General features: G+C 64.0%; 22 protein-coding genes. 15 read left to right on the top strand and 7 right to left on the bottom strand.

Annotated features, from left to right (window positions below):
- The coding region (locus G7Y82_RS21265; protein ID WP_206370959.1) for a hypothetical protein at positions 1–211 on the bottom strand (211 nt) is incomplete at its 3' end.
- Between the two features lie 209 nt (positions 212–420).
- Between G7Y82_RS21265 and G7Y82_RS20975 the strand changes: the two genes are divergently transcribed.
- Complete coding sequence (locus G7Y82_RS20975) at positions 421–687, top strand: hypothetical protein (protein WP_168150092.1); 267 nt, start codon at positions 421–423, stop codon at positions 685–687.
- 52 nt (positions 688–739) lie between these two features.
- On the opposite strand, the gene G7Y82_RS20970 is transcribed toward G7Y82_RS20975, so the two are convergent.
- The gene (locus G7Y82_RS20970) at positions 740–1672 is read right to left on the bottom strand and encodes an AraC family transcriptional regulator (protein WP_168150091.1); all 933 of its coding nucleotides are present in this window, start codon (positions 1670–1672) and stop codon (positions 740–742) included.
- A gap of 94 nt (positions 1673–1766) precedes the next feature.
- On the opposite strand from G7Y82_RS20970, the gene G7Y82_RS20965 reads away from it, so the two are divergent.
- Positions 1767–2513 carry an SDR family oxidoreductase gene (locus G7Y82_RS20965; RefSeq protein ID WP_168150090.1) on the top strand — a complete coding sequence of 249 codons (747 nt, stop codon included), beginning with the start codon at positions 1767–1769 and terminating at the stop codon, positions 2511–2513.
- 15 nt (positions 2514–2528) lie between these two features.
- Here G7Y82_RS20965 and G7Y82_RS20960 read toward each other — a convergent pair whose 3' ends face one another.
- Complete coding sequence (locus G7Y82_RS20960; protein ID WP_168150089.1) at positions 2529–3473, bottom strand: AEC family transporter; 945 nt, start codon at positions 3471–3473, stop codon at positions 2529–2531.
- A gap of 97 nt (positions 3474–3570) precedes the next feature.
- Here G7Y82_RS20960 and G7Y82_RS20955 point away from each other — a divergent pair, with 97 nt between their 5' ends.
- On the top strand, positions 3571–4440 hold the full coding sequence (locus G7Y82_RS20955; RefSeq protein ID WP_168150096.1) for a LysR family transcriptional regulator: 870 nt from the start codon (positions 3571–3573) through the stop codon (positions 4438–4440).
- 16 nt (positions 4441–4456) lie between these two features.
- On the opposite strand, the gene G7Y82_RS20950 is transcribed toward G7Y82_RS20955, so the two are convergent.
- Complete coding sequence (locus G7Y82_RS20950) at positions 4457–5332, bottom strand: oxidoreductase (RefSeq protein WP_168150088.1); 876 nt, start codon at positions 5330–5332, stop codon at positions 4457–4459.
- A 94-nt stretch (positions 5333–5426) separates the two neighbouring features.
- Between G7Y82_RS20950 and G7Y82_RS20945 the strand changes: the two genes are divergently transcribed.
- Both G7Y82_RS20945 and G7Y82_RS20940 read left to right on the top strand, forming a co-directional pair.
- The gene (locus tag G7Y82_RS20945; protein ID WP_168150087.1) at positions 5427–6335 is read left to right on the top strand and encodes a LysR family transcriptional regulator; all 909 of its coding nucleotides are present in this window, start codon (positions 5427–5429) and stop codon (positions 6333–6335) included.
- A gap of 82 nt (positions 6336–6417) precedes the next feature.
- Positions 6418–7284 carry a PA4780 family RIO1-like protein kinase gene (locus tag G7Y82_RS20940; protein ID WP_168150086.1) on the top strand — a complete coding sequence of 289 codons (867 nt, stop codon included), beginning with the start codon at positions 6418–6420 and terminating at the stop codon, positions 7282–7284.
- A 169-nt stretch (positions 7285–7453) separates the two neighbouring features.
- Here G7Y82_RS20940 and G7Y82_RS20935 read toward each other — a convergent pair whose 3' ends face one another.
- The gene (locus G7Y82_RS20935) at positions 7454–8998 is read right to left on the bottom strand and encodes an FAD-dependent monooxygenase (RefSeq protein WP_168150085.1); all 1545 of its coding nucleotides are present in this window, start codon (positions 8996–8998) and stop codon (positions 7454–7456) included.
- Positions 8999–9331: 333 nt separating this feature from the next.
- Here G7Y82_RS20935 and G7Y82_RS20930 point away from each other — a divergent pair, with 333 nt between their 5' ends.
- Positions 9332–10765, top strand: coding sequence for an MFS transporter (locus G7Y82_RS20930; protein ID WP_206370954.1), 1434 nt, complete (start codon positions 9332–9334; stop codon positions 10763–10765).
- The gene (locus G7Y82_RS20925; RefSeq protein ID WP_206370953.1) at positions 10762–11190 is read left to right on the top strand and encodes a MarR family winged helix-turn-helix transcriptional regulator; all 429 of its coding nucleotides are present in this window, start codon (positions 10762–10764) and stop codon (positions 11188–11190) included. The genes G7Y82_RS20930 and G7Y82_RS20925 overlap by 4 nt, the downstream gene beginning before the upstream one ends.
- A 276-nt stretch (positions 11191–11466) precedes the next feature.
- Here G7Y82_RS20925 and G7Y82_RS20920 read toward each other — a convergent pair whose 3' ends face one another.
- Positions 11467–12705: an NADH:flavin oxidoreductase/NADH oxidase family protein gene (locus G7Y82_RS20920; protein WP_168150084.1), complete on the bottom strand. Its 1239-nt coding sequence runs from the start codon at positions 12703–12705 to the stop codon at positions 11467–11469.
- Between the two features lie 353 nt (positions 12706–13058).
- Between G7Y82_RS20920 and paoA the strand changes: the two genes are divergently transcribed.
- From paoA to G7Y82_RS20900, 4 genes are all read left to right on the top strand, one after another.
- The gene (gene paoA, locus G7Y82_RS20915) at positions 13059–13694 is read left to right on the top strand and encodes an aldehyde dehydrogenase iron-sulfur subunit PaoA (protein WP_168150083.1); all 636 of its coding nucleotides are present in this window, start codon (positions 13059–13061) and stop codon (positions 13692–13694) included.
- Positions 13691–14641, top strand: coding sequence for an FAD binding domain-containing protein (locus tag G7Y82_RS20910; protein ID WP_168150082.1), 951 nt, complete (start codon positions 13691–13693; stop codon positions 14639–14641). Before paoA ends, G7Y82_RS20910 begins: the two co-directional genes overlap by 4 nt.
- 4 nt (positions 14642–14645) lie before the next feature.
- Positions 14646–16841, top strand: a complete 2196-nt coding sequence (gene paoC / locus G7Y82_RS20905; protein WP_168150081.1) for an aldehyde oxidoreductase molybdenum-binding subunit PaoC — start codon at positions 14646–14648, stop codon at positions 16839–16841.
- 626 nt (positions 16842–17467) lie between these two features.
- Positions 17468–17821 (top strand): LysR substrate-binding domain-containing protein, encoded by a 354-nt coding sequence (locus G7Y82_RS20900; protein WP_206370951.1) that lies wholly within the window; start codon positions 17468–17470, stop codon positions 17819–17821.
- Positions 17822–17886: 65 nt separating this feature from the next.
- Here the strand turns inward: G7Y82_RS20900 and G7Y82_RS20895 are convergent, their stop codons facing one another.
- Positions 17887–18585 carry a GntR family transcriptional regulator gene (locus tag G7Y82_RS20895; RefSeq protein ID WP_206370950.1) on the bottom strand — a complete coding sequence of 233 codons (699 nt, stop codon included), beginning with the start codon at positions 18583–18585 and terminating at the stop codon, positions 17887–17889.
- A 235-nt stretch (positions 18586–18820) separates the two neighbouring features.
- Here G7Y82_RS20895 and G7Y82_RS20890 point away from each other — a divergent pair, with 235 nt between their 5' ends.
- From G7Y82_RS20890 to G7Y82_RS20875, 4 genes are all read left to right on the top strand, one after another.
- A complete protein-coding gene (locus tag G7Y82_RS20890; RefSeq protein ID WP_168150079.1) occupies positions 18821–19198 on the top strand; it encodes a carboxymuconolactone decarboxylase family protein in 378 nt (125 codons plus the stop codon).
- On the top strand, positions 19195–20073 hold the full coding sequence (locus G7Y82_RS20885) for an NAD(P)-dependent oxidoreductase (RefSeq protein WP_168150078.1): 879 nt from the start codon (positions 19195–19197) through the stop codon (positions 20071–20073). The genes G7Y82_RS20890 and G7Y82_RS20885 overlap by 4 nt, the downstream gene beginning before the upstream one ends.
- 89 nt (positions 20074–20162) lie before the next feature.
- Positions 20163–20516, top strand: coding sequence for a hypothetical protein (locus G7Y82_RS20880; RefSeq protein WP_168150077.1), 354 nt, complete (start codon positions 20163–20165; stop codon positions 20514–20516).
- 24 nt (positions 20517–20540) lie between these two features.
- Positions 20541–20866 (top strand): transposase (locus G7Y82_RS20875; protein WP_240954474.1); only part of this gene is annotated, 326 nt, incomplete at its 3' end.

The following is a 20866-nucleotide window of genomic DNA, read 5'->3' as shown; positions in this document are numbered from 1 at the left end:
CAGCTGCCATGTGAAAGTAGGACACTGCCAGGGTCTTAAACACAACGAACCCCGATGCGAATGCATCGGGGTTTTTTTGTTTTTCCGCGGCCGGAAAATCTACAACATCGCTCAAATGTGGCGAACGGGCGCAAAATGACGCCTCGTACTTGTCCGCAAGTTGGACGATCTTGGCGTATTTTGTTGGTAAGCGGCAGCGTGGAGCGTTCACGCATCGCGTGAGCGCTGTGTGCCGCGGTCGACCAGCCACCCTGCATTCAGGTCGGCGTTCGTAAGGTCCGGGCTGCCGGGATCGTGGGCGGTGCCTGGGTCCGCACGCATGAAAGTCATCATGCAGGCCCAAGATGCCGACGACGATCCCATCGAGCGCGCATGCCTGATCAACAGGCACTCGCGTAATTTGAAGCACGGAGGATGCTTATGACGCGCAAGACTCGTTATGCCGTACCGTTTTTTGTCGCAGCTTCGGCGGTCGTTTGCGGTGCAGCCTGGGCGGCCGAGGCGAATCCGGCCGATATCCAGCAGGCCGACAAGTTTCTCGCCAAACTGCCGCCTTCCTGTGCGTCGAGCAGCAAGGCCGTCGGCGCTGATGGCGCAGTGACCATCACCATCAAGTGCGATGGCAACGGCAAGAAGATGAATGGCGTGGTGTCGATCAAGGACGGCGTCGTCACCAAGATCGAATAAGCGGCAGCATAGCGCCGCGGTTCGCCGGATGGGCTTGGCGAATCGCGGTTGCTCAGAAACTGCTCTCGGGTTCTGTGGGCAGTTCTTCTTTCTGTGGCTCGCGTCGATACGACGACGGCGGCATGCCGACGTGGCGAGAGAAGGCGACACTGAACGTGCTGGCGGAGCGGTAGCCCACCGACTCGGCGACCTGGCTGACGCTCATATCTCCGGCGCTCAACAACTGACGTGCGCGCGCCATGCGCCACGTCAGCAGATATTCCATCGGTGCGGCGCCGACGATGCGACTGAAGCGCTCGAAGAACGTTGAACGTGACAGCGCAGCCTCTCGGGCGAGGTCGATTACGGTCCACGGATGTTCCGGCTTTTCGTGCATCGCGCGTATCGCCATTGCGAGACGCGCATCGGCCAAGCCTTGGACGATACCGGGAGAGGCAGCGGCGACGGCCGTCGAACGCAGCGCTTCGATCAACAGAACTTCCAACAGCCGCATCAGCACCATATCGCGTGCCGGGCGCTCGGCGCGCGTTTCATCGCCAACCAGCTTGGCAAGCACGGCCAGCCGTGGATCGCCGCGAATCAGCACGTAGCGGGGCAACAACGAGACCAGCAACGCAGCATCCGGCGAGCCGAAGCTGCAGTGCCCGACCAACATACGCATGTCCGTCGGGCCGTGCTGGTCGCCAATGCGAAACTCGCCGTTCCCGAGTGCTCGGTGTGCGTATTCCTGGCTGGGCGAGGCGGCCTGCAGGCTCGACACGGCCGGTGAGTGCGCACTCGGGACCAGGACGAAATCGCCAGGTTCGAGCGTGATCGGGGTGCCGCCATCGAGCGAGATGCGGCAGCCCCCTTCGAGGACGGCGCAGTAGAACGGCTCGCCGCCAGCTGCGCGCTGGACGTGCCAGGCGCCGGCGCCGAGCACCGATTTGGAAAATCGGGCGCTGGGCTGCAAGAGCCCCACTACTTCGGAGAGCGGGTCAGTCATTCCGGACGAATTCAAAAAATATTTGGATTATTGATTGTAGTGAGTGCGGCTCCAGCCGCCTATCTTGGCGTCTCATTCCCCCGAGCCTTGCTCCATGAAAACGATACTGATCACTGGCTGTTCGTCCGGCTTCGGCCTCGAAATCGCGCGTCACTTTCTCGACCACGGTTGGCGGGTCATCGCGACCATGCGCAAGCCGGACGCGTCCGTGTTGCCGGCATCCGAGCACCTGCGCATCCTGCCGTTGGACGTGACCGATGCGGAGAGCATCCGCCGCGTCGTCGATGCGGCCGGGCCGATCGATGCACTGGTCAACAACGCTGGCGTCGGCGCGGCCGCGCCGTTCGAATACACGTCTCTGACGCTGGCGCGCACGCTGTTCGAGACCAACACCATCGGCACGATGGCCGTTACGCAGGCTTTTATCCCGCAGTTTCGCGAACGTCGTGGCGGCGTCATCGTCAATGTGACGTCGACCGTCACCCTCAAGTCCTTGCCGCTGGTCTCGCTCTACACCGCGAGCAAGGCGGCGGTGAACGCGTTTACGGCGTCGCTGGCGGTCGAGCTGCAGTCGCACGGTGTGCAGGTCCGCCTGGTGTTGCCGGGCCGCTCGCCGGAGACGCGTTTCGGTCACAACGCGCATCGAGCCGCACTGGACGGCGAGGTCTATGCCGACATTGTGAAGGCGACGCTGGCGCGGATCGGCGACACGGAAGGGCCGGTGACCTATGCCAAGGACGTGGCACAAGCCGTATGGCGAGCGGTCACCGATCCGGCCGCACCGCTGCGCACCGCAGCGGGCGCCGATGCCGAGCTGTGGATGGCCGAAGCCGGCGCTTGATCCATGGCGCCGCGCTCAGCCAACGTTGTGCACGTAAAGCAGCAGCAGTGACAACGTGACGAGTGACGCGACGGTCGAGATCAGAATCGTGCGCGAGGTGATGTGCGCCTCGCGCCGATAAAACTCGGCGAGCATGAACGGCCCGGTGCCGGTCGGCAGCGCGGCGAGGACCACGGCGATCGCGACCAGTGTGTCGGAAAGCCCGAAGACTTTGGCGGTCAGCCACCACGTCAATAGGGGCTGCAACAACAGCTTGATCGCCGCCAGCGACCAGGCCGTCGCCAGCCCGCTGGCGGCGGCTTCGCGCTTTTGCGCGAGGAACAGGCCGAGGCTGACCAGGGCGCAGGGGCTTGCCGAACCACTGAGCAGTTTGAGGAAGGTCTCGAGCGCCGGCGGCAGTGTCAGGTGGGCGCTGGCGATCAGCACGCCAAGGATGGGGGCGACGATCAAGGGGTTGCGCGCCAGGGCCGCAAAAACCTTCAACGCCAGTCGATGCGGTGCGCGTTCCCCTTGCAAGCCGACCTCGATCAGCACGATGGCGACGGCGAACAGCACGCAGGCGACGATGATCGTCGCGATCGTCGTTTCGGTGTAACTGCGTGGGCCGAACGCGAGCAGACACAGCGGGAAGCCGATGTAGCCGGTGTTCGGGTAGGCGCCGGCGATCGCGTCGATGCTGGCGTCGGCGAGCGGCCGCCCGCGCAGCAGACGCACGGCCAGGATCAGTACGAAAGTCCCCATGCATGCCAGCGAAAAGCTGACGATGAAGGCGGGTTGATAGAGCTGCTGCCAGCTGGCGTGGGCCATGGTGTCGAACAGCAGCGCGGGCAAGGCCAGCCAGACCACGTAGCGGTTCAGTTCCGATGCGGCCGCGGGCCCGAGCAGATCGCGCTTGCGACAGACGAAGCCCGCAAGGATGAGGCCGAAGACCGGCAGCAGGATTTCGAGTGTGGACAACATGGAGACGGAAGTTCGGCCAAAAGAGGCGCCAGACTAGTGGGACGTCACGATGCAATCCAATACTATCGAAGCGACTCCATCATGCATTTTCCGCATCGTGATCGACATCCGACCGTTACGCTATTTCGTGACACTGGCCGAAACCGGACACTTCGGCCGGGCGGCAGCACGCCTGCACCTGTCGCAGCCGCCATTGAGCCGCCAGCTCGCGTCGCTGGAGGCCGGCCTCGGCGTGGCCTTGATCGAGCGCGGCCCGCGAACCTTCGCGCTGACGGCGGCGGGTGAACGCTTCTATGCAGACGCCAAGGCGATCCTGAAATCGGTCGAGCAGGCCGCCGGCAATGCGCGTGCGGCCGCACGCGGCGAAGCCGGTTCGCTGGCGATCGGCTTCACGATGTGCGCGGCCTATAGCGTCGCGCCCGGTTATGCCCGTGCGTTTCGCGCCGCCTATCCGGGCGTCAATCTGGCGTTGCGCGAAGCGGTGTCGAATGATCTGGCCGCGCAGGTCCTGGCCGGCCAGCTCGATGCGGCGATCGTGCTCGCCGATGTGCTGCCGCGCGGGCTGACAGCGCGCACCGTGGTTCGCGACCGCCTGTGCGTCGCGCTGCCGCGTCGGCACCGACTGGCCAAAGCGCAACGCCTGAAGGTTGGGCAGCTGCGCGATGAGCCGTTTGTGCTGGCCGCGGCGACGGTGGCACCGACGCTGCATGCCGCGATCATCGATGTCTGTCGATCGGCCGGCTTTTCACCGGAGGTTCGCTTCGAGGTGCAATTGCAGCAGACCGTGATCAGTCTGGTCGGCGAGGGCGTTGGCCTGGCGCTGGTGCCGGCATCGATGCGCAAGCTGCAGCTGTCCGACGTGGTGTTTCGCGATCTGGTCGGCGCGCCGCGCATTGATCAGCAATTGATCTGGGCGCCGACCCATCGCAACCCTTGTCTGGAACGCTTTCTCGAGCTCGCACACTGAAGGCCTGCAAGCTTGCTCAGTTGGCCGCCGCGGCGATGCTGTCGAGTGCCGCCAGCGCCTCTGCGGGCAGCTGCAGCGACGCCGATGCAAGATTGTCCCGCAAGTGCGAAACAGACGACGTGCCGGGAATCAGCAGGATGTTCGGCGCGCGCTGCAACAGCCAGGCCAACGCCACTTGCTGCGCGGTGCTGTCGAGCTGTTTCGCCACCGCCGTCAGCGTTTCGGACTGCAGCGGATTGAAGCCGCCGAGCGGAAAGAACGGCACATAGGCGATGCCGTCGCGTGCCAGTTCGTCGATCAGCGCGTCGTCACCTCGGTGCGCGAGGTTGTACCAGTTCTGGACGCAGACGATCTCGCAGATCTGCCGCGCTTCGGCGACCTGTGTGGCGGTGACGTTGCTCAGGCCGATGTGACGAATCAGGCCTTGCTGCTGCAACTGCATGAGCGTCTGCAGCGGCGCGGCGATCGACCCTTCGGCAGGACCGTAAACGTCGAACATGCAGCGAAAGTTGACGACGTCCAGGCATTCCAGGCTCAGGTTGCGCAGATTGTCGTGGACGGCGCCGACCAGATCGTCGTACGACCACGCCGGCTGCCACGAAGCGTCGGCGCCGCGCCGCGCGCCGATCTTGGTGACGATGGTCAGTTCATCCGCATACGGATGCAGAGCCTCGCGAATCAGTTGATTGGTGACATGCGGGCCGTAGAAGTCGCTGGTGTCGATATGGTCGACACCTTGCTCGACGACGGCACGCAGCACCGCCAGCGCTGCGTCGCGATCCTTGGGCGGGCCGAACACGCCGGGGCCGGCGAGCTGCATGGCGCCATAGCCGATGCGGCGGACTTGGCGGTCGCCGAGCCGCGCGCGTTGAAAGGGGTGGTGAGCGTTCATGGCGTTTCTCCAAAGGGAAGGCCACTAGCGTAAAAAGTGGAGCAGCGTACGATAAGTCCATTTAATTCGAACGACTTGTGCGGTATATCGAACAATGAAGGCCAATTTTGCCGATCTCGACGCCTTTGTCGCCGTGGCGAAGGCGCGCGGATTCCGTGATGCGGCCCGCACGGCCGGCGTCAGCGCCTCAGGTCTTAGCGAGGCGGTGCGCCGGGTCGAGGCCCAGCTTGGCGTGCGCCTGCTGCACCGGACCACGCGCAGCGTCGTGCCGACCGAGGCGGGTCAGCGCCTGCTGGACCGCCTGGGGCCAGCGTTCGGCGAGGTCGAGGCGGCGCTGGATGTCGTCAACACGTTCCGCGGCACGCCTGCCGGCACGCTCAAGCTCAATGTCCCGATCAGTGCCGTTCGTTTGGTGTTGCCGGACATCGTCCCGGGATTTCTCGCGGCCTATCCCGACATCCGTCTGGAGATCGCCGCCGAGGACGGCTTCGTCGACATCGTCGCCCAGGGTTTCGATGCCGGCATCCGCTACGACGAGCGGTTGGAGCAGGACATGATCGCGGTGCCGATCGGCCCGCGTGTGCAACGCTTCGCCGCCGCCGCGGCACCCGCCTATCTCGATCGTCGCGGCCGCCCACAGCACCCGCGCGACTTGCTCGATCACGACTGCCTACGCGGCCGTTTTCGCAGTGGCGCGACACCGCCGTGGGAATTCGAACGCGACGGCGAAACGCTGTTCGTGGAGCCGGGCGGTCCGCTGCTGGTGCAGGCTGGCGAGGCCGCCGATCTGGCCGTGACCAGTGCCATCGCAGGGGCCGGCGTCGTCTTCCTGTTCGAGGACTGGCTGCGCCCGCATCTCGACAGCGGCGTGCTGGAGCCGATCCTCGAAGACTGGTGGGCACGCTTCTCCGGACCGTTTCTGTATTTTCCGGGCAATCGCCTGGTGCCGGCGCCGCTGCGTGCGTTCATCGACTTCGTGCGCGCGCAAGCCGAGCGCGGCTGAATCGAAGCACGATGCCGTACCGGCTGGTCTACGCGATAATCGCCCCCCCGCATCCCGCGCGGCGCACACGCAAGGACCCGACTTGAAAACTCCACGAGGCCTCGAGCAACTGCTCGCGGACGGCATCATCGACGCCGTCGTCAGGCCCCTGAAGAGCGGCAAGGAAGCATCCGTCTATCTGGTCGCGATGGGCGGCGAGATTCGCTGCGCAAAGGTTTACAAGGACGCCCAGCAGCGCGGCTTTCACAAGCTCGCCGCTTATCAGGAAGGGCGCCGCTCACGCAGCAGTCGCGACATGCGCGCGATGGGCAAGACCAGCCGTCATGGTCGTGGCCGGCAGGAAGAAGCCTGGAAGAACGCTGAAGTCGAAGCCTTGTACCGCCTCGACGCCGCCGGCGTGCGCGTGCCCAAGCCGTTCGGTTATTTCAACGGCGTCCTGATCATGGAAATGGTCGACGACGGGCAGGGCGCGCCGGCGCCGCGCCTCAACAACATCGCGGCCACCAGCGAAGAAGCGCGGCGCTGGCACGCGTTTCTGATGCGACAGATCGTGCGGATGCTCTGCGCCGGCATGATTCATGGCGACCTTTCCGAATTCAACGTGCTGCTCGGCGAAGACGGGCCGGTCATCATCGACCTGCCGCAGGCAGTCGATGCCAGCGCCAACAACAACGCGTTTCGCATGCTCGCGCGCGATGTCGAGAACATCACCGCGTACTGCGCGCGCTCGGCGCCTGAGCTGCGGCAGACCTGGTACGCGCACGAAATGTGGAGCCTCTACGAGCGCGGGGCGCTGACGGTCGACACGCCGCTGACCGGACACTTCGAGTTCGATCCGGAGCAGGCCAATGTCGACGACGTGCTGATGCAGATCGAAGAAGCGCGGCGCGAAGCCGAGATCCGTCAGCGCGGACGCGAGGCCGCCGAGGCCGACGACGAATCGCGATAGTGCGAAACGCATGACGCCGCCGCGGCGCGCTTCGAGGTGGTACAGCTTCGTCGTTTCCGGGATCGATAGTGCAGCGCTTGCTGCGCGCAATCAGGCCATGGCGATCGGCACCGGGCGCTTCGGTGCCGAAGTCGCCGGGGCCGGCGTACGCGTTCATTGATCGTCCCGTTCAGGACTCGGGTTCACCGAACCAATGCGTAAGGCGCGCGGCAAGCTCGTCCAGGTCCGGCTCGCCACTGCCGATCCAGGCGATGACCCCGTCGGGGCGAACAAGCACGGCCGCCAGGCCCAAGCACTCATCGGGAACCTGCGCAACATACGAGATTTGTGCCTGCCAACGGCGTGCAAGCGCGCGCATTGACGACCGACCGTCGAAGTCCAGCAGCAGGCCGCACCCACTCCGAAGGTGTTCGCCGACCCGCGTACCGTCGGAAAACGTAAAGTCGGGAACGCTGCGGCCGACCAGCGGCTGCTCGTCGCCAAGGTCGTAGCGTAGCGACATGCCCCAGACACGCTCGGCGAAGTAGCGGGCACCGTCACGTGTTTCCATCAGATCCCGGACGACGCTCGCGAGCGCACGGGTACCGGGCGTCGGGCGCATCAAGGCGACTTGCGCGCGCGACCAATCGAGAACCTGCGCGCCGACGGGGTGGCGCTCGGCCGAATAACTGTCGAGCAATCCGGCCGGCGCGTGGCCGCGGATCGTCGCCGCGAGCTTCCAGCCGAGGTTCATCGCGTCGCCGATGCCCAGGTTGAGGCCTTGGCCGCCGAGCGGTGAATGAATGTGCGCGGCATCGCCGGCGAGCAATATCCGCCCGTCGCGGTAGCGGGTCGCCTGACGGGCGCGATCGGTCCACGTCGCCGCGAGCCGCAGTGCGGTCACGGTCACGGTCACATTCAGGCCCGAAACACGGCGCAGCACTGCTTGCACGTGCTCGGGCGTGATCGACTCGCGCCGATGACAGGCGCCGTTGTCGAAGTCGGCCATCGTGATCGTGCCGGGCTCGGCATAGGTGTAGACGCCGGTCGCCGTGTGATGCCGGCCGACACGCAGCGGATGCGGTGTTGCCAATTCGACATCGACGGAATAGCCGGTGAATTCAGGGTCGGTCCCGGCGAACGTGAAGCCGGCCGCCTTGCGGACAGTGCTTCTGCCACCGTCGCAGCCGACCAGCCAGCGGCCGTGAAACGTCTCGCTCGCAGCGAAGACGGCAACGCTGTCGTCTGCCGCCTTCAAACCGTCGACGCGGGCGCCACGCCTGATTTCGACACCCATCGCCAGCGCACGCGCGGCGAGGACGGATTCGAGCGATTCCAAATCGACGGGCAGGCTGAGACCGGCCGGATTCGGGAAGCGATAGGGCCATTGCACGCCGTCGATCTGATCCTGATAGAACTGAATACCGGCGAAGTGGCCGGCCGGGCGACGTGATTGCTGCATCCAATGCGCGGAGGCCGGGTGGCGGCGCCGATCGTGACGCAGCGCTGCCAGGACTTCATCCAGAAAACCGCGACGGTCCAGGGCTTCGAGGGTGGGGGATGAAAGGCCGCGTGTTCCGAATGGAGCCCGCTTCAGCGTCGCGTGCGGATCAGCGGCCTGCTCCAGCACGAGAACGGAGAGCGCCGCGAGGCGCAGTTCACACGCGAGGAAAAGGCCGACGGCGCCGGCGCCGGCGATGATGACGTCGTAGGAAATGGCGTTGCGGATCGGCATAAAAAGCTCCTGTGTCGATGTTCGACCGGAGCGTTCCTCGGCATGGAGTGCGACCCGGACGAAGCAGGGGACGCTTGACGGGCGTCCGATGTTCGTCGTGGGGGTCTGCTGCGCGAGGCCAAAGACCAGAGCTTTCGTTACCAAAAGGACTTGGGCTTACCAAACCAAGTCTGCCTTTTCCGACGGCGCGAATCTAACACATTCGCCGCCGCTTCCAGCGGCGCCCCATCCAGTGAAACGACCTGCCGCCTGCGGCGCACCGGGTTGCGGATGCAGACCGAGCGGGGATGCACAGGGCTTGCTCAAAAATAATTGCATTAATACAATGTTTGTATGAATACAAGTATTGAAGCCATGACCCCTGCACGACGCAATCTGGTGCTTGCGACCTGCTGCCTGAGCCTGCTGGTGGTGTCGATGGACATCACGATCGTCAATGTCGCGTTGCCGGCGATCCGCCGTGATCTTGGCGCGTCGCTCTCCGGCCTGCAGTGGGTGGTCGATGCCTACACCATCGTGCTCGCCAGTTTCCTCATGCTCGGCGGCGCAACCGCCGACAGGCTGGGACGGCGGCGGGTGTTCCAATGGGGAATGGGTCTGTTCATGCTCGGCTCGCTGTTGTGCAGTCTGGCCGGCAGCATCGGCTGGCTGATAGCCGCAAGAGTCATACAGGCTGTCGGCGGGTCGATGCTCAATCCGGTCGCGATGTCGATCGTCGTGCACACTTTTCCGGCGCCGGCCGATCGCGCCCGTGCGATCGGTATCTGGGGGGCAGTGGCCGGCATCTCGATGGCGCTCGGCCCGGTCACCGGCGGCGTGCTGACCCATGGCTTCGGTTGGCAGGCCGTGTTCTGGGTGAACCTGCCGATCGGCGCCCTGACGATGTGGCTGATGGCCCGCTACGTGCCGGAATCGCGCGCGCCAAAACCACGGCGGCCCGATCCTGTCGGTCAGTTGCTGCTGCTCACGGGGCTCGCCTCGCTGACCTATGCGCTCATCGAGGGACCGCGCAGTGGCGGCTTACAAGCGGGAGGGGCGGCGCTGCTCGCCGTTGCAGCCTTTGCCACGTTGCTGGTCTATGAACCCAGGCAGCAGGAACCGCTGCTGGACCTGCGCTTCTTCCACAGCTTGCCGTTCAGCAGCGCGACGTTGATCGCCGTCAGCATGTTCGCGTCGATGGGCGCGTTCCTGTTCCTTGGCTCCATCTATCTACAGGAAGAACGCGGCTTCTCGGCACCTGTGGCCGGGCTGTGCCTGATGCCGATGGCGCTCGCCGTCATGGTGCTGTCGCCCATCTCCGGCCGGATGGTGGCCGCGCGCGGTGCACGGCCTTCGCTGCTGATCAGCGGCACCATGCTGACGCTCAGCGCATTGATGCTGACGCAGCTCGCCGCCGAGACGCCGCTACCCCTCTTGCTCGTGGCCTTCGGCCTGTTCGGCTGCGGCTTCGGGATGGTCAATGCGCCGGTGACTTATGCGGCCGTCTCCGGCATGCCCCGTGCACAAGCCGGGTTGGCCGCGGCCGTCGCCAGTACCAGCCGACAGGTCGGGGTATCTCTGGGCGTGGCCTTGGCGGGTTCACTGGTCGGCAGCCTGCACACGCCTCGTCATGCAGTTTCCTCCGGTTTCACGGAGGCCACCCACACGGTGTGGTGGATCCTGACGGGATGCGGCGTGCTGATCTTCGGCCTCGGCTTGTTGTCCACCGGTGCACGCGGACACGCCAGCGCCCAGCGTGTCGCACATCTGTTGGAAGAACCGCAATGAGCGCTGCAAAGCGCGACGCCCGCCGCGCCTGGGAACTGCTGATGGCGCTGGCAGCCGAGTCGCGCAGCGACTGGCGGCGCAAGGCCAGCGAGGCCACCGGCCTGCCGTTCAGTCGCGTGCGCACGCTGCGGCGTTTGCGTGATCAAGCACGTAGTTTGAGCGAACTGGCGTACGACATGGGGATCGACGCACCGGCCACCACGGTGATCGTCAATGACCTGGAGGCGCGCGGTTTGGTCCAGCGACGCCAGCACCCGGATGACCGGCGTGCAAAACTCGTTTCGCTGACCGCCGAAGGGCGTAAGCGTATTGCGGCACTGAAAAATATTTTCGACGAACCGCCGGCCGGATTGGTCGGATTGCCAGAACAGGATCTGGCGGAACTGCGACGGATTCTGGAACGGATGAGCGAGGCAAGCCGCTAATCAAACGAAGATCGAGCGCACCCGAGCATACTGCCGAAGCGCGCGATGTTGAAAGGCGAACAGAGAAAGACGCGAGATGGTTGCGGAGTCCGCATGCCAGCACAAAGAATGATCCCGCGGACTGGAATGACCTGAGATATTTTCTGGCCGTTTCTATTTGTGGAAAACGTGGAGAGGGGCACGAAGGTTTCTGAAAGGCATCGGCTCACTGACCGGAGCAGAGCCGGCATGCTCAGAGAAACTCGGACGGCGCTGACGCATCGACCGCGATGCGGATTAGGTAGAACCCAAGCGCCGTGCCATGCGTTGCCGGTATTGGCGCGCGCGCAGAATCGTCGCCAGCTGCTGCAGGATGAACGCGCGCAGCGGTGACACCTTTGGCTGCGGTTTGCGGCCGACACTGAGGCGGCGCAACTGGAATTTGACGACGGCCATCGTCGCCAGCGACGCAAGGGGCTTGTTCTTCCAGGTGATGGGCGGCAGGGCGGGCGCAGCTTCCGTACCGCGCTGCCATTCACGCGGCAGCGACGGATCGATCGACAAGGCCGTGCCGATGCCGACCATCTCGACGCCGCTGTCGACCACCTGCTGTGCGATCGGCAGGCGGCGGATGCCGCCGGTGACCATGATCGGCATCGTCGCGATCGCGCGCACGTCGCGCGCGAATTCGAGAAAGTACGCCTCTCGCGCCAAGGTGCGGCCGTCGCGCGCCTGGCCCTGCATGGCCGGCGCTTCGTAGCTGCCGCCGGACAGCTCGACCAGATCGACAGACAGCGGATTGAGCAGGCGCACGACCTGCTGCGCGTCGTCGGCGCTGAAACCGCCGCGCTGGAAGTCGGCCGAGTTGAGCTTGACGGCCACGGCGAACGACGACGAGACGACCGCGCGGACGGCCTTGACGATGTCGAGCAGCAGGCGTGCACGATTTTCGAGCGAGCCGCCCCAGGCGTCGGTGCGCCGGTTGCTCAGCGGCGACAGGAACTGGCTGAGCAGATAGCCGTGCGCGGCGTGAATTTCGACGCCGGTGAAGCCGGTTTGCTCGGCCAGCTGCGCGGTGTGCGTGAAGCGCTGCACGACCTCGTCGATCATCGCCGGCGTCATCGCCTGCGGTATCGCGAAATGCTTGGACATCTTGCCCAGCTCCAGCGGCACCGCCGACGGCGCCCAGGTCGGCTGGCCGAGATTGGCCTGCATCTGCCGGCCGGGGTGATTGATCTGCAGCCAGAACTGCGCGCCGTGTGCGCGGCCGATGTCGGCCCAGCGGCGAAACTTGTCGAGGTTCGACTCGTCCTCGAGCACCACGCCGCCGGGGCCGGTCATCGCGCGGCTGTCGACCATCACGTTACCGCTGATGATCAGGCCGGCGCCGCCTTCAGCCCAGGCGCGATAAAGGCACATCAAGGCCGCGGACGGGGCCTGTTCGAGATCCGCCAGGTTTTCCTCCATGGCGGCTTTGGCGATGCGATTCGGAATGATCGAACCGTTGGGCAGCGTCAGCGGCGAGAACACGTTCATACGATGGGTCCTGATGATGATCGCCGCACTCTAAGCTTGAAGATAACTTCAATGTCAAAGCGCCCGTGTGACATTACGAAAAGTGCCGGGACACACGACATTAAACTGATGTTTAAGTTTTCGACGTTCGATACGAAATGTAGGGATGTAAGCGCGCCGTCCGCAAACGTTCAGCAGCGCAGGCCAGGATCGATTGCCTAATCGTCGCGAAAAATTAACAGTCAGCCGGTATTCAACACTGACATTTGTCGATACGACGAAGCGGCGCGTATCGTGGGATACAAAGCTTCATCGTCGGGCAGATCAAAGATCCTGTCTCCGCCTTCGCTCTCTTCAACGCAGATCGACATCACATGGACGCTTTCAAGGAGTTCAGATTGACGCGCCGCGGGTTGCTTCGTGCCGGCGCCGTATCGGTTGCGGCGGTCGCCGCGCCCGAGGTGGCGGCCGCCCCCACGGCAACGGGTCGGCCGCCATCGCACGCCAGCATCAAGCTGCGGGTCAACGGCAAAGAACAGGAGCTGACGCTCGATACGCGCACGACACTGCTCGATGCACTACGCGAGCACCTGCGGCTGACCGGGCCGAAGAAAGGCTGTGACCACGGACAGTGCGGTGCCTGCACGGTGATCGCCGACGGACGCCGCATCAACTCCTGTCTGACGCTGGCGGTGATGCGTGACGGCGCCGACATCACGACGATCGAGGGCCTCGGTCAGCCGGGCCATCTGCATGCCATGCAGGCGGCGTTCGTCAAGCATGACGGCTATCAGTGCGGCTACTGCACCTCGGGTCAGATCTGCTCCGCGGTGGCGACGCTCGACGAAATTCGCCAGGGCGTGCCCAGCCATGTGACCACCGATCTCAATATCCCGCCGCCACTGACGGCCGCCGAGCTGCGCGAACGCATGAGCGGCAACATCTGCCGCTGCGGCGCGTACTCGAACATCGTCGAAGCCATCACGGAAGTGGCGGGGAGTGCCACATGAGAGCGTTCACCTATGAGCGGGCTGCGTCGCCCGCCGCCGCCGCGGCCAGCGCGGTCCGTATGGCGAATGCCAAGTTCGTCGCCGGCGGCACCAATCTGCTCGACTTGATGAAGCTGGAGATCGAGACGCCGTCGCACCTGATCGACGTCAACAACCTGGCGCTCGACACGATAGACAGCATGGACGACGGCGGCCTGCGCATCGGCGCGCTGGTGCGCAACACCGATCTGGCGGCCGACGCACGCGTGCGTCGCGATTATCCGCTGCTGTCGCGCGCGCTCGTGGCCGGCGCTTCCGGCCAGCTGCGCAACATGGCGACCACCGCCGGCAATCTGCTGCAGCGCACGCGCTGTCCGTACTTTTACGATACCAATCAGCCGTGCAACAAGCGCGTTCCCGGCAGCGGCTGTGCCGCGATTGGCGGCGTCAGCCGTCAACACGCCGTGGTCGGCGGCAGTAAGGCGTGCATCGCGACGCATCCCAGCGACATGGCGGTGGCAATGCGTGCACTCGATGCGGTGGTGGAGACGGTGGCGGCGGACGGTGCGACGCGGCGCATTCCGATTGCCGACTTTCATCGCCTGCCCGGCGACACGCCGCAGATCGAAACGACGCTGAAAACAGGCGAGCTGATCACCGCGGTGACGCTGCCCGCGCCGATCGGCGGCATTCAGCAATACCACAAGGTTCGCGATCGTGCGTCGTACGCGTTCGCGCTGGTGTCGGTCGGCCTCATTGTGCAGCGCGACGGTACGGGACGCGTCGCGCTGGGCGGCGTCGCGCACAAGCCCTGGCGGGTCGAGGCGGCCGACCGCGAGCTGCCGCATGGTGCCAAAGCGGTGGCCGGCAAGCTGTTCGCCGACGCGCACCCGACCGAAGAGAACGCCTACAAACTGACGCTGGCGCAGCGCACGCTGGCGGCGCTGCTGGCCGACGCGAGGGCCTGACGCGATGAAATTCGAACAACCCGCCGGTCACAACCCCATTGACCAGCTCAAGGTCGTCGGCCGTTCCACGGAGCGCATCGACGGGCCGCTGAAGACCACGGGCCGTGCCGCCTACGCCTACGAGCGGCACGATGTCGCGCCCGACGCGGCCTACGGCTACGTGCTTGGCGCGGCAATCGCCAAAGGGCGGATCGAAGCGATGGATCTGTCGGTCGCGCAAGCGGCGCCGGGCGTGCTGGCCATCGTCACCGCCAGGAACGCCGGCAAGCTCGGCAAGGGGCGCATGAATACCGCGAAGCTGCTCGGTGGCCCGGAGATCGAGCACTACCACCAGGCGGTCGCTGTGGTCGTGGCCGAAAGCTTCGAGCAAGCACGCGCCGCCGCGCATTTGATCCGCGTGCGCTACGCCCGCCACAAGGGTTCGTTCGATCTGGCCGGCACGCTCGACACGGCCGTGAAGCCGGGCGCGCAATCCGATACCGCGGTGGGGGACTTCGAGGCAGCCTACGCCGCCGCGCCGGTGACGCTCGATGCGACCTACGCCACGCCCGACCATTCGCACGCGATGATGGAACCGCACGCGTCGGTCGCCATCTGGAACGGTGACGAACTGACGCTGTGGACGTCCAATCAGATGATCGACTGGGGGCGTTCCGACGTCGCCAGAACCTTGAATCTGCCGCGCGAGAAAGTGCGTCTGGTCTCGCCATTCATCGGCGGCGGCTTCGGCGGCAAGCTGTTCGTGCGTTCCGACGCGGTACTGGCCGCGCTCGGCGCCCGCGCCGCCAAGCGGCCAGTGAAGCTGGCGCTGCAGCGGCCGCTGATCTTCAACAACGCGACGCACCGGCCGGCGACGATCCAGCGCCTTCGTCTCGGCGCCGGCCACGACGGTCGCCTGACCGCCATTGCGCACGAGAGCTGGTCCGGTGACCTGCCAGGCGGCGGCCCGGAAACGGCGGTGCGACAGACGCGCTTGCTCTATGCCGGCGCCAACCGCCTGACGCGCGAACGGCTGGCGAGGCTGGATTTGCCGGAGGGCAATGCGATGCGTGCGCCTGGCGAGGCGCCGGGCCTGATGGCCCTGGAAATCGCGATGGACGAAATGGCCGAAAAGCTCGGCATGGATCCCATTGAATTTCGCATCGTCAACGACACGCAAATCGATCCTGAGCACCCGCAGCGGCCGTTCTCGCAACGCGAGCTGGTGCGCTGCCTGCGCAACGGTGCCGACCGCTTCGGCTGGCAGCAGCGCAATCCGAAACCGGCCAGCGTGCGCGACGGCCGCTGGCTGGTTGGTATCGGCGTCGCCGCCGCATTTCGCAACAATCTCGTCAGAACTTCAGCCGCACGCGTGCGGCTCAGCAGCGACGGCGGCGTCACGGTCGAAACCGACATGACGGATATCGGCACCGGCAGCTACACCATCATCGCGCAGACCGCGGCAGAGATGATGGGCTTGCCACTGGAGCAGGTCAGCGTGCGCCTCGGCGACTCGCGCTTTCCGGTGTCTGCCGGATCGGGCGGGCAGTGGGGTGCCAACAGCTCCACAGCCGGCGTCTATGCCGCCTGCATGAAGCTACGCGAAGCGGTTGCTGCGCGGCTCGGACTCGACGCCGCCACCGCGCATTTCGCGGATGGCCGTGTCAGTGTCGGCGGCCGCAGCCTGCCGCTCGCGCAGGCGGCACGCGGCGGTGAACTCGTCGTCGAGGACCAGATCGAATACGGCGATCTGGACGAGCGATATCAGCAGTCCACGTTCGGCGCACACTTCGTCGAGGTCGGTGTAGACGCCGCAACCGGCGAAATCCGCCTGCGCCGCATGCTGGCGGTTTGCGCCGCCGGCCGCATTCTCAATCCGCTGTCGGCGCGTAGTCAGGTCATCGGCGCAATGACCATGGGGGCAGGGGCTGCGCTGATGGAAGAACTCGCCGTCGACAAACGCCTCGGCTATTTCGTCAACCACGACCTGGCCGGCTATGAAGTGCCGGTGCATGCGGACATTCCACATCAGGAGGTGATCTTCCTCGATGAAACCGACCCCATCTCGTCACCAATGAAAGCCAAGGGTGTCGGCGAGCTGGGCATCTGCGGCGTTGCCGCCGCCGTTGCCAATGCCGTCTACAACGCCACCGGTGTGCGTGTGCGCCGCTACCCGGTCACGCTCGACAAACTGCTGGACCAGCTACCCGAATACACCTGAGCCCGACGCCCGAAAGGGCGCCGGTATGCCGGTTTCAGTCAGTCGACCGGCGGCTGTCCGTGATGGCCCGGGACGCTGTCGGCCGGGCCGGCATACGGCTCTGGATTCGAGTCCGCGCGCTCCATCTGCGCGAAAATCCAATCCTCGGCCTCTTGCCGGGTCTTGAATCCATCTACGCGACGCTTCAATGCATCCGCACGCGCGATATCAACAGCAAACGATCCGCCGTCGCACTCGACAACGGAGTAGGCGGTATTGTCAGGTCCAATGGGCATTGCAAGTCTCTGTGATCGAAAATCGATACGCGGCCTCGCCGCCATCAGCAACTCTAAATCGAATGCTGTCGATGGCGGACGACTACAAGGCCATATCAGTGTAGAGAACGGCGGCTGAATGCTCGTTGATCTGCATCAATCAACATTCCTTATTTCTGGCTGCAGTGTTGAATTTGCCTTATGCTCGTTTGAGAGGTGCCGGATGCGGTTACATGCGCTAGCGGGGGCTGTGGTCTGTCCGGCAAGTAACCCCCTTTGACGCACCGTGACCGTCGATCGTGTTGTCCCGAAATGATCACAGTGTTGAGCACAGCCTTATCGATACGTCCATATCTGGATGCATCTCCGTCGTTGGCGCAGCCCGAGGATCTTTCGCGGCATCAGTGCATTGGCATCCGCATGGGTAACGGCCAGCTCTATCACTGGGAGCTCGAACGAGGGCAGGACAGAGTGGTGTTTTCTGCGGATTGGTCCATCGTCGTAAACGAAACCATTACGACCATCGAAATCGCAGAGACCGGCGGGGGCATTGCCTACGTGCTCGCCGACCGTGTTGCCAGGCAACTTGCAGACGGCAGCTTGGTGCAAGTGCTCCCGGAATGGTCATCGATCGGGCCCGCGTTTCACCTGTACTACCCCAGCCGCCGGCAATTACCCCAGGCGCTACGTGCGTTGCTGAAATTAATTCAGCGCCGTAACGAATAAATGCCATTCACCGCCAGATCTGCTTTCGCTTTTGTCGAATCTTTCGTCTCCGCTTCCGAAGCGCCTTATTTCCTAGGCTTGCTGAACTGGCTCAAAACGATGTCGGCGGCGTTGTCCACGTGCTGTGCGCAGAGCTGTCCGGCCAGATCGCCATCGCCGGCCTCTATCGCCTTGAGGATGGCCTGTAGTTCTTCGAGGCTCTTCGACAAGCGCCCCGGCGTTGCCAGTGACTGCCGGCGCAGGATCGTCACGCGATTGTTGAGCGTCGTCAGCATCTGCCCCACAACCGCGTTTCCACAACCTGAGATCAGCACGTCGTAAAAGGCATTCTTGGCCTTGACCAGGTCGTGGGAATCGTTCTGCGTTCCCGCCTTCTTGATGTCTTTCAGGCGCTGCGCCAGAAGTTTGCGCTGATCATTCGTCGCATTCTGTGTGAACTCCTTGGCGGCCAGCGCCTCCAGGGAACCGCGAACTTTGTAGATGTCGCGAGCTTGCTCTCGCGTAAGGGAGGCGACGGATGGACCTTTGTGCATCACGTTGACGATCAAGCCCTCGGCCTGCAGCTGCTGCAGGCCTTCTCGTAGCAGCGTTCGGCTGACGCCAAGGTTGGCGCATAGCTCTCGCTCACTCAGCTTTTGACCAGGCGCGAGCCCGCCGAACAGGATCGCGTCACGAATGGCGGTAACGACTTGCTGGCGCAGCGACGCGGTCTCGCGGGCCAATGTCAGCTTGTTGTGAGTGGTCGGGTCTTCCTGGCTTTTCAATCGATCCCCCTTTTATCGGGCGCAAGCGAGCTCTTGACAGCGGCATCCCCGCTCGGTGTAGGATTGTACGACAATCACACCATCGGACGAGCCGACAAAGCGCAAGACTACCGTCAAATCTTCATGCTGACGACTAGAACGGGCGTGACGCATTGCGCTGCAAAGGCTCGGCGAGACGGGCTCGCCGCCATTTGCGCTTTTGATTGGCTATCGACGGTACACACTGGAGATTTTCGTGAGTAACGAGTTGTTCGAAAAGGGACTGGCGACACGTAAGGCAGTACTGGGCGACGAATACGTTGAGGCATCGCTAAAGAGCGCCGATGAATTTTCGATGCCGATGCAGGCCCTGGTGACTGAAATGTGCTGGGGCGAAATCTGGAATCGCCCAGGCCTCGATCGCAAGCAGCGCAGTCTGCTCAATCTTGGAATGATCACGGCGCTGAATCGCCCGCACGAGCTGAAGGTTCATATCCGCGGTGCGATCAACAACGGCTTGACCAAGGCCGAAATTCAGGAGGTCTTTCTGCAGACCGCCATTTATTGCGGTGCCCCAGCGGCACTGGAAAGCTTTCGCCTCGCTCGGGACGTCTTCAAGGACATGGGCATATGAGCGATCAGAGCATGGCGCTGAAAGTCGGCGTCATCGGTCTCGGGATGATGGGAGAACCGATGGCGCGATTGCTGGCGGGCGCTGGCTTTAAGCTGACGCTCGCCGATGCGGACCAGGGCAAGGCGGCACGCTTGGCCACAGAGATCGGCGCGGCCATCGTCGAAGCCGACGCGATGTGGTCCAGCCTCGATTTTCTGATCACCATGCTGCCGACGTCTGCTGTCGTCGAGCAGGTGCTGTTCACGGATGGGCTCGCCGGCAAGCTGTCGCAGGGCGCACTGGTTGTAGACATGAGCTCGTCTGAGCCCATGCGGACCCGGGACGTCGCAGCGCGCCTTCAGGAGATGGGCCTGAGCTTCATCGACGCACCAGTATCCGGGGGCGTCAAGCGAGCCACGGAGGGAACGCTGGCGATCATGGTCGGCGGTGCGGCCGCAAATCTGGAGCGTGCCCGTCCGGTCCTGGAAACGTTGGGAAAGTCGATCTTTCACGTCGGCGCTGCAGGTGCTGGTCACGCTGCCAAGGCCTTGAACAACTACGTCTCCGCGTCGCATCTGGTTGCCACCGTCGAAGCCCTTCACGCGGCCGAGAAGTTCGGCATTGCGCCTGAAGCCATGACCGATGTCCTCAATGCCTCTTCCGGGCGCTCGAACACGTCGGAAACCAAGGCGAAGCAGTTCATGTTGAGTGGCACTTACGCATCGGGCTTTTCCCTGAAGCTGATGGCCAAGGATCTTCGCATCGCGATGAACCTCGCACATGAAATGCAGACCTCGACGCAGATCGGCGATGCGGTCCTTGCGTTATGGGAAGCACAGGCCGCCGACGCGACTGCGACGACAGACCATACGGAAATGTACCGGCTGCTGCCGTAATCGGCATCAGCTCAAGCGGAATCACTATAGATATCGGAGGAGATGTAATGCCCCTACTTTTTGATATCGCCTCAGTTGTCAGAGAGGCCATGAATGACCCCGAATTTTCCCGGGAGATGCGGTTCTTCGATGGCACGATCGGCGTGTCGATCGGATCGAAAAATTCACTGTTGAGCTTCTCTGACGGCAAGCTCGTCGAAGCAGTTTCTCGCAGCTTTGAGGACGAAGACGTTTCGATTTTCGTACGCGGCGACGAAGCGGACTGGTCGGAACTGCTCCGGCCATACCCGCGGCCGTTCTTTCAGTGCCTGCAGACGGCCGTCGTCAAGCACGACCTAAAGATGAGCTCGACCCACCAGAGCTTCGCTTATTTGCCCGCACTGAATCGGCTGGTCAGCCTGCTGTGGACCGGCCAGTCTTTTGTAGCCAACTCGGAGCCATAATTTCTGGCAAACGAGGAGGTTGGCATGAGCGGCAAGCGGTATTTGGATGAGTACAAGATTGAAGCGGTCAAGCAAGTGACCGAGCGCGGCCATTCGGTGAAGGACGTGGCGGCGCGGCTGGGCATTACCACGCACAGCCTGTACGAGTGGAAGCGCAAATTCGGGCAGCCGGCGACGGCCACGCGAGCCGAGGCGGACCAGAGCGCCGAGGTGCGCCGGCTCAAGGCCGAGGTGAAGCGCCTGACCGAGGAGCGCGACATTCTAAAAAAAGCCGCGGTGGGTTCAACCGGTCAATGCAACACCTCAAGATTCGACGCATTCGTCGAGGAGGTGATCGATGGCCAAGCTGG

It is taken from the genome of Solimonas marina (assembly GCF_012241385.1).
GTDB classification, from domain to species: Bacteria; Pseudomonadota; Gammaproteobacteria; order Nevskiales; family Nevskiaceae; genus Solimonas; species Solimonas marina.
Note: the sequence above shows the minus strand (reverse complement) of the source record. Positions and strands in the feature narration are given on the sequence as shown.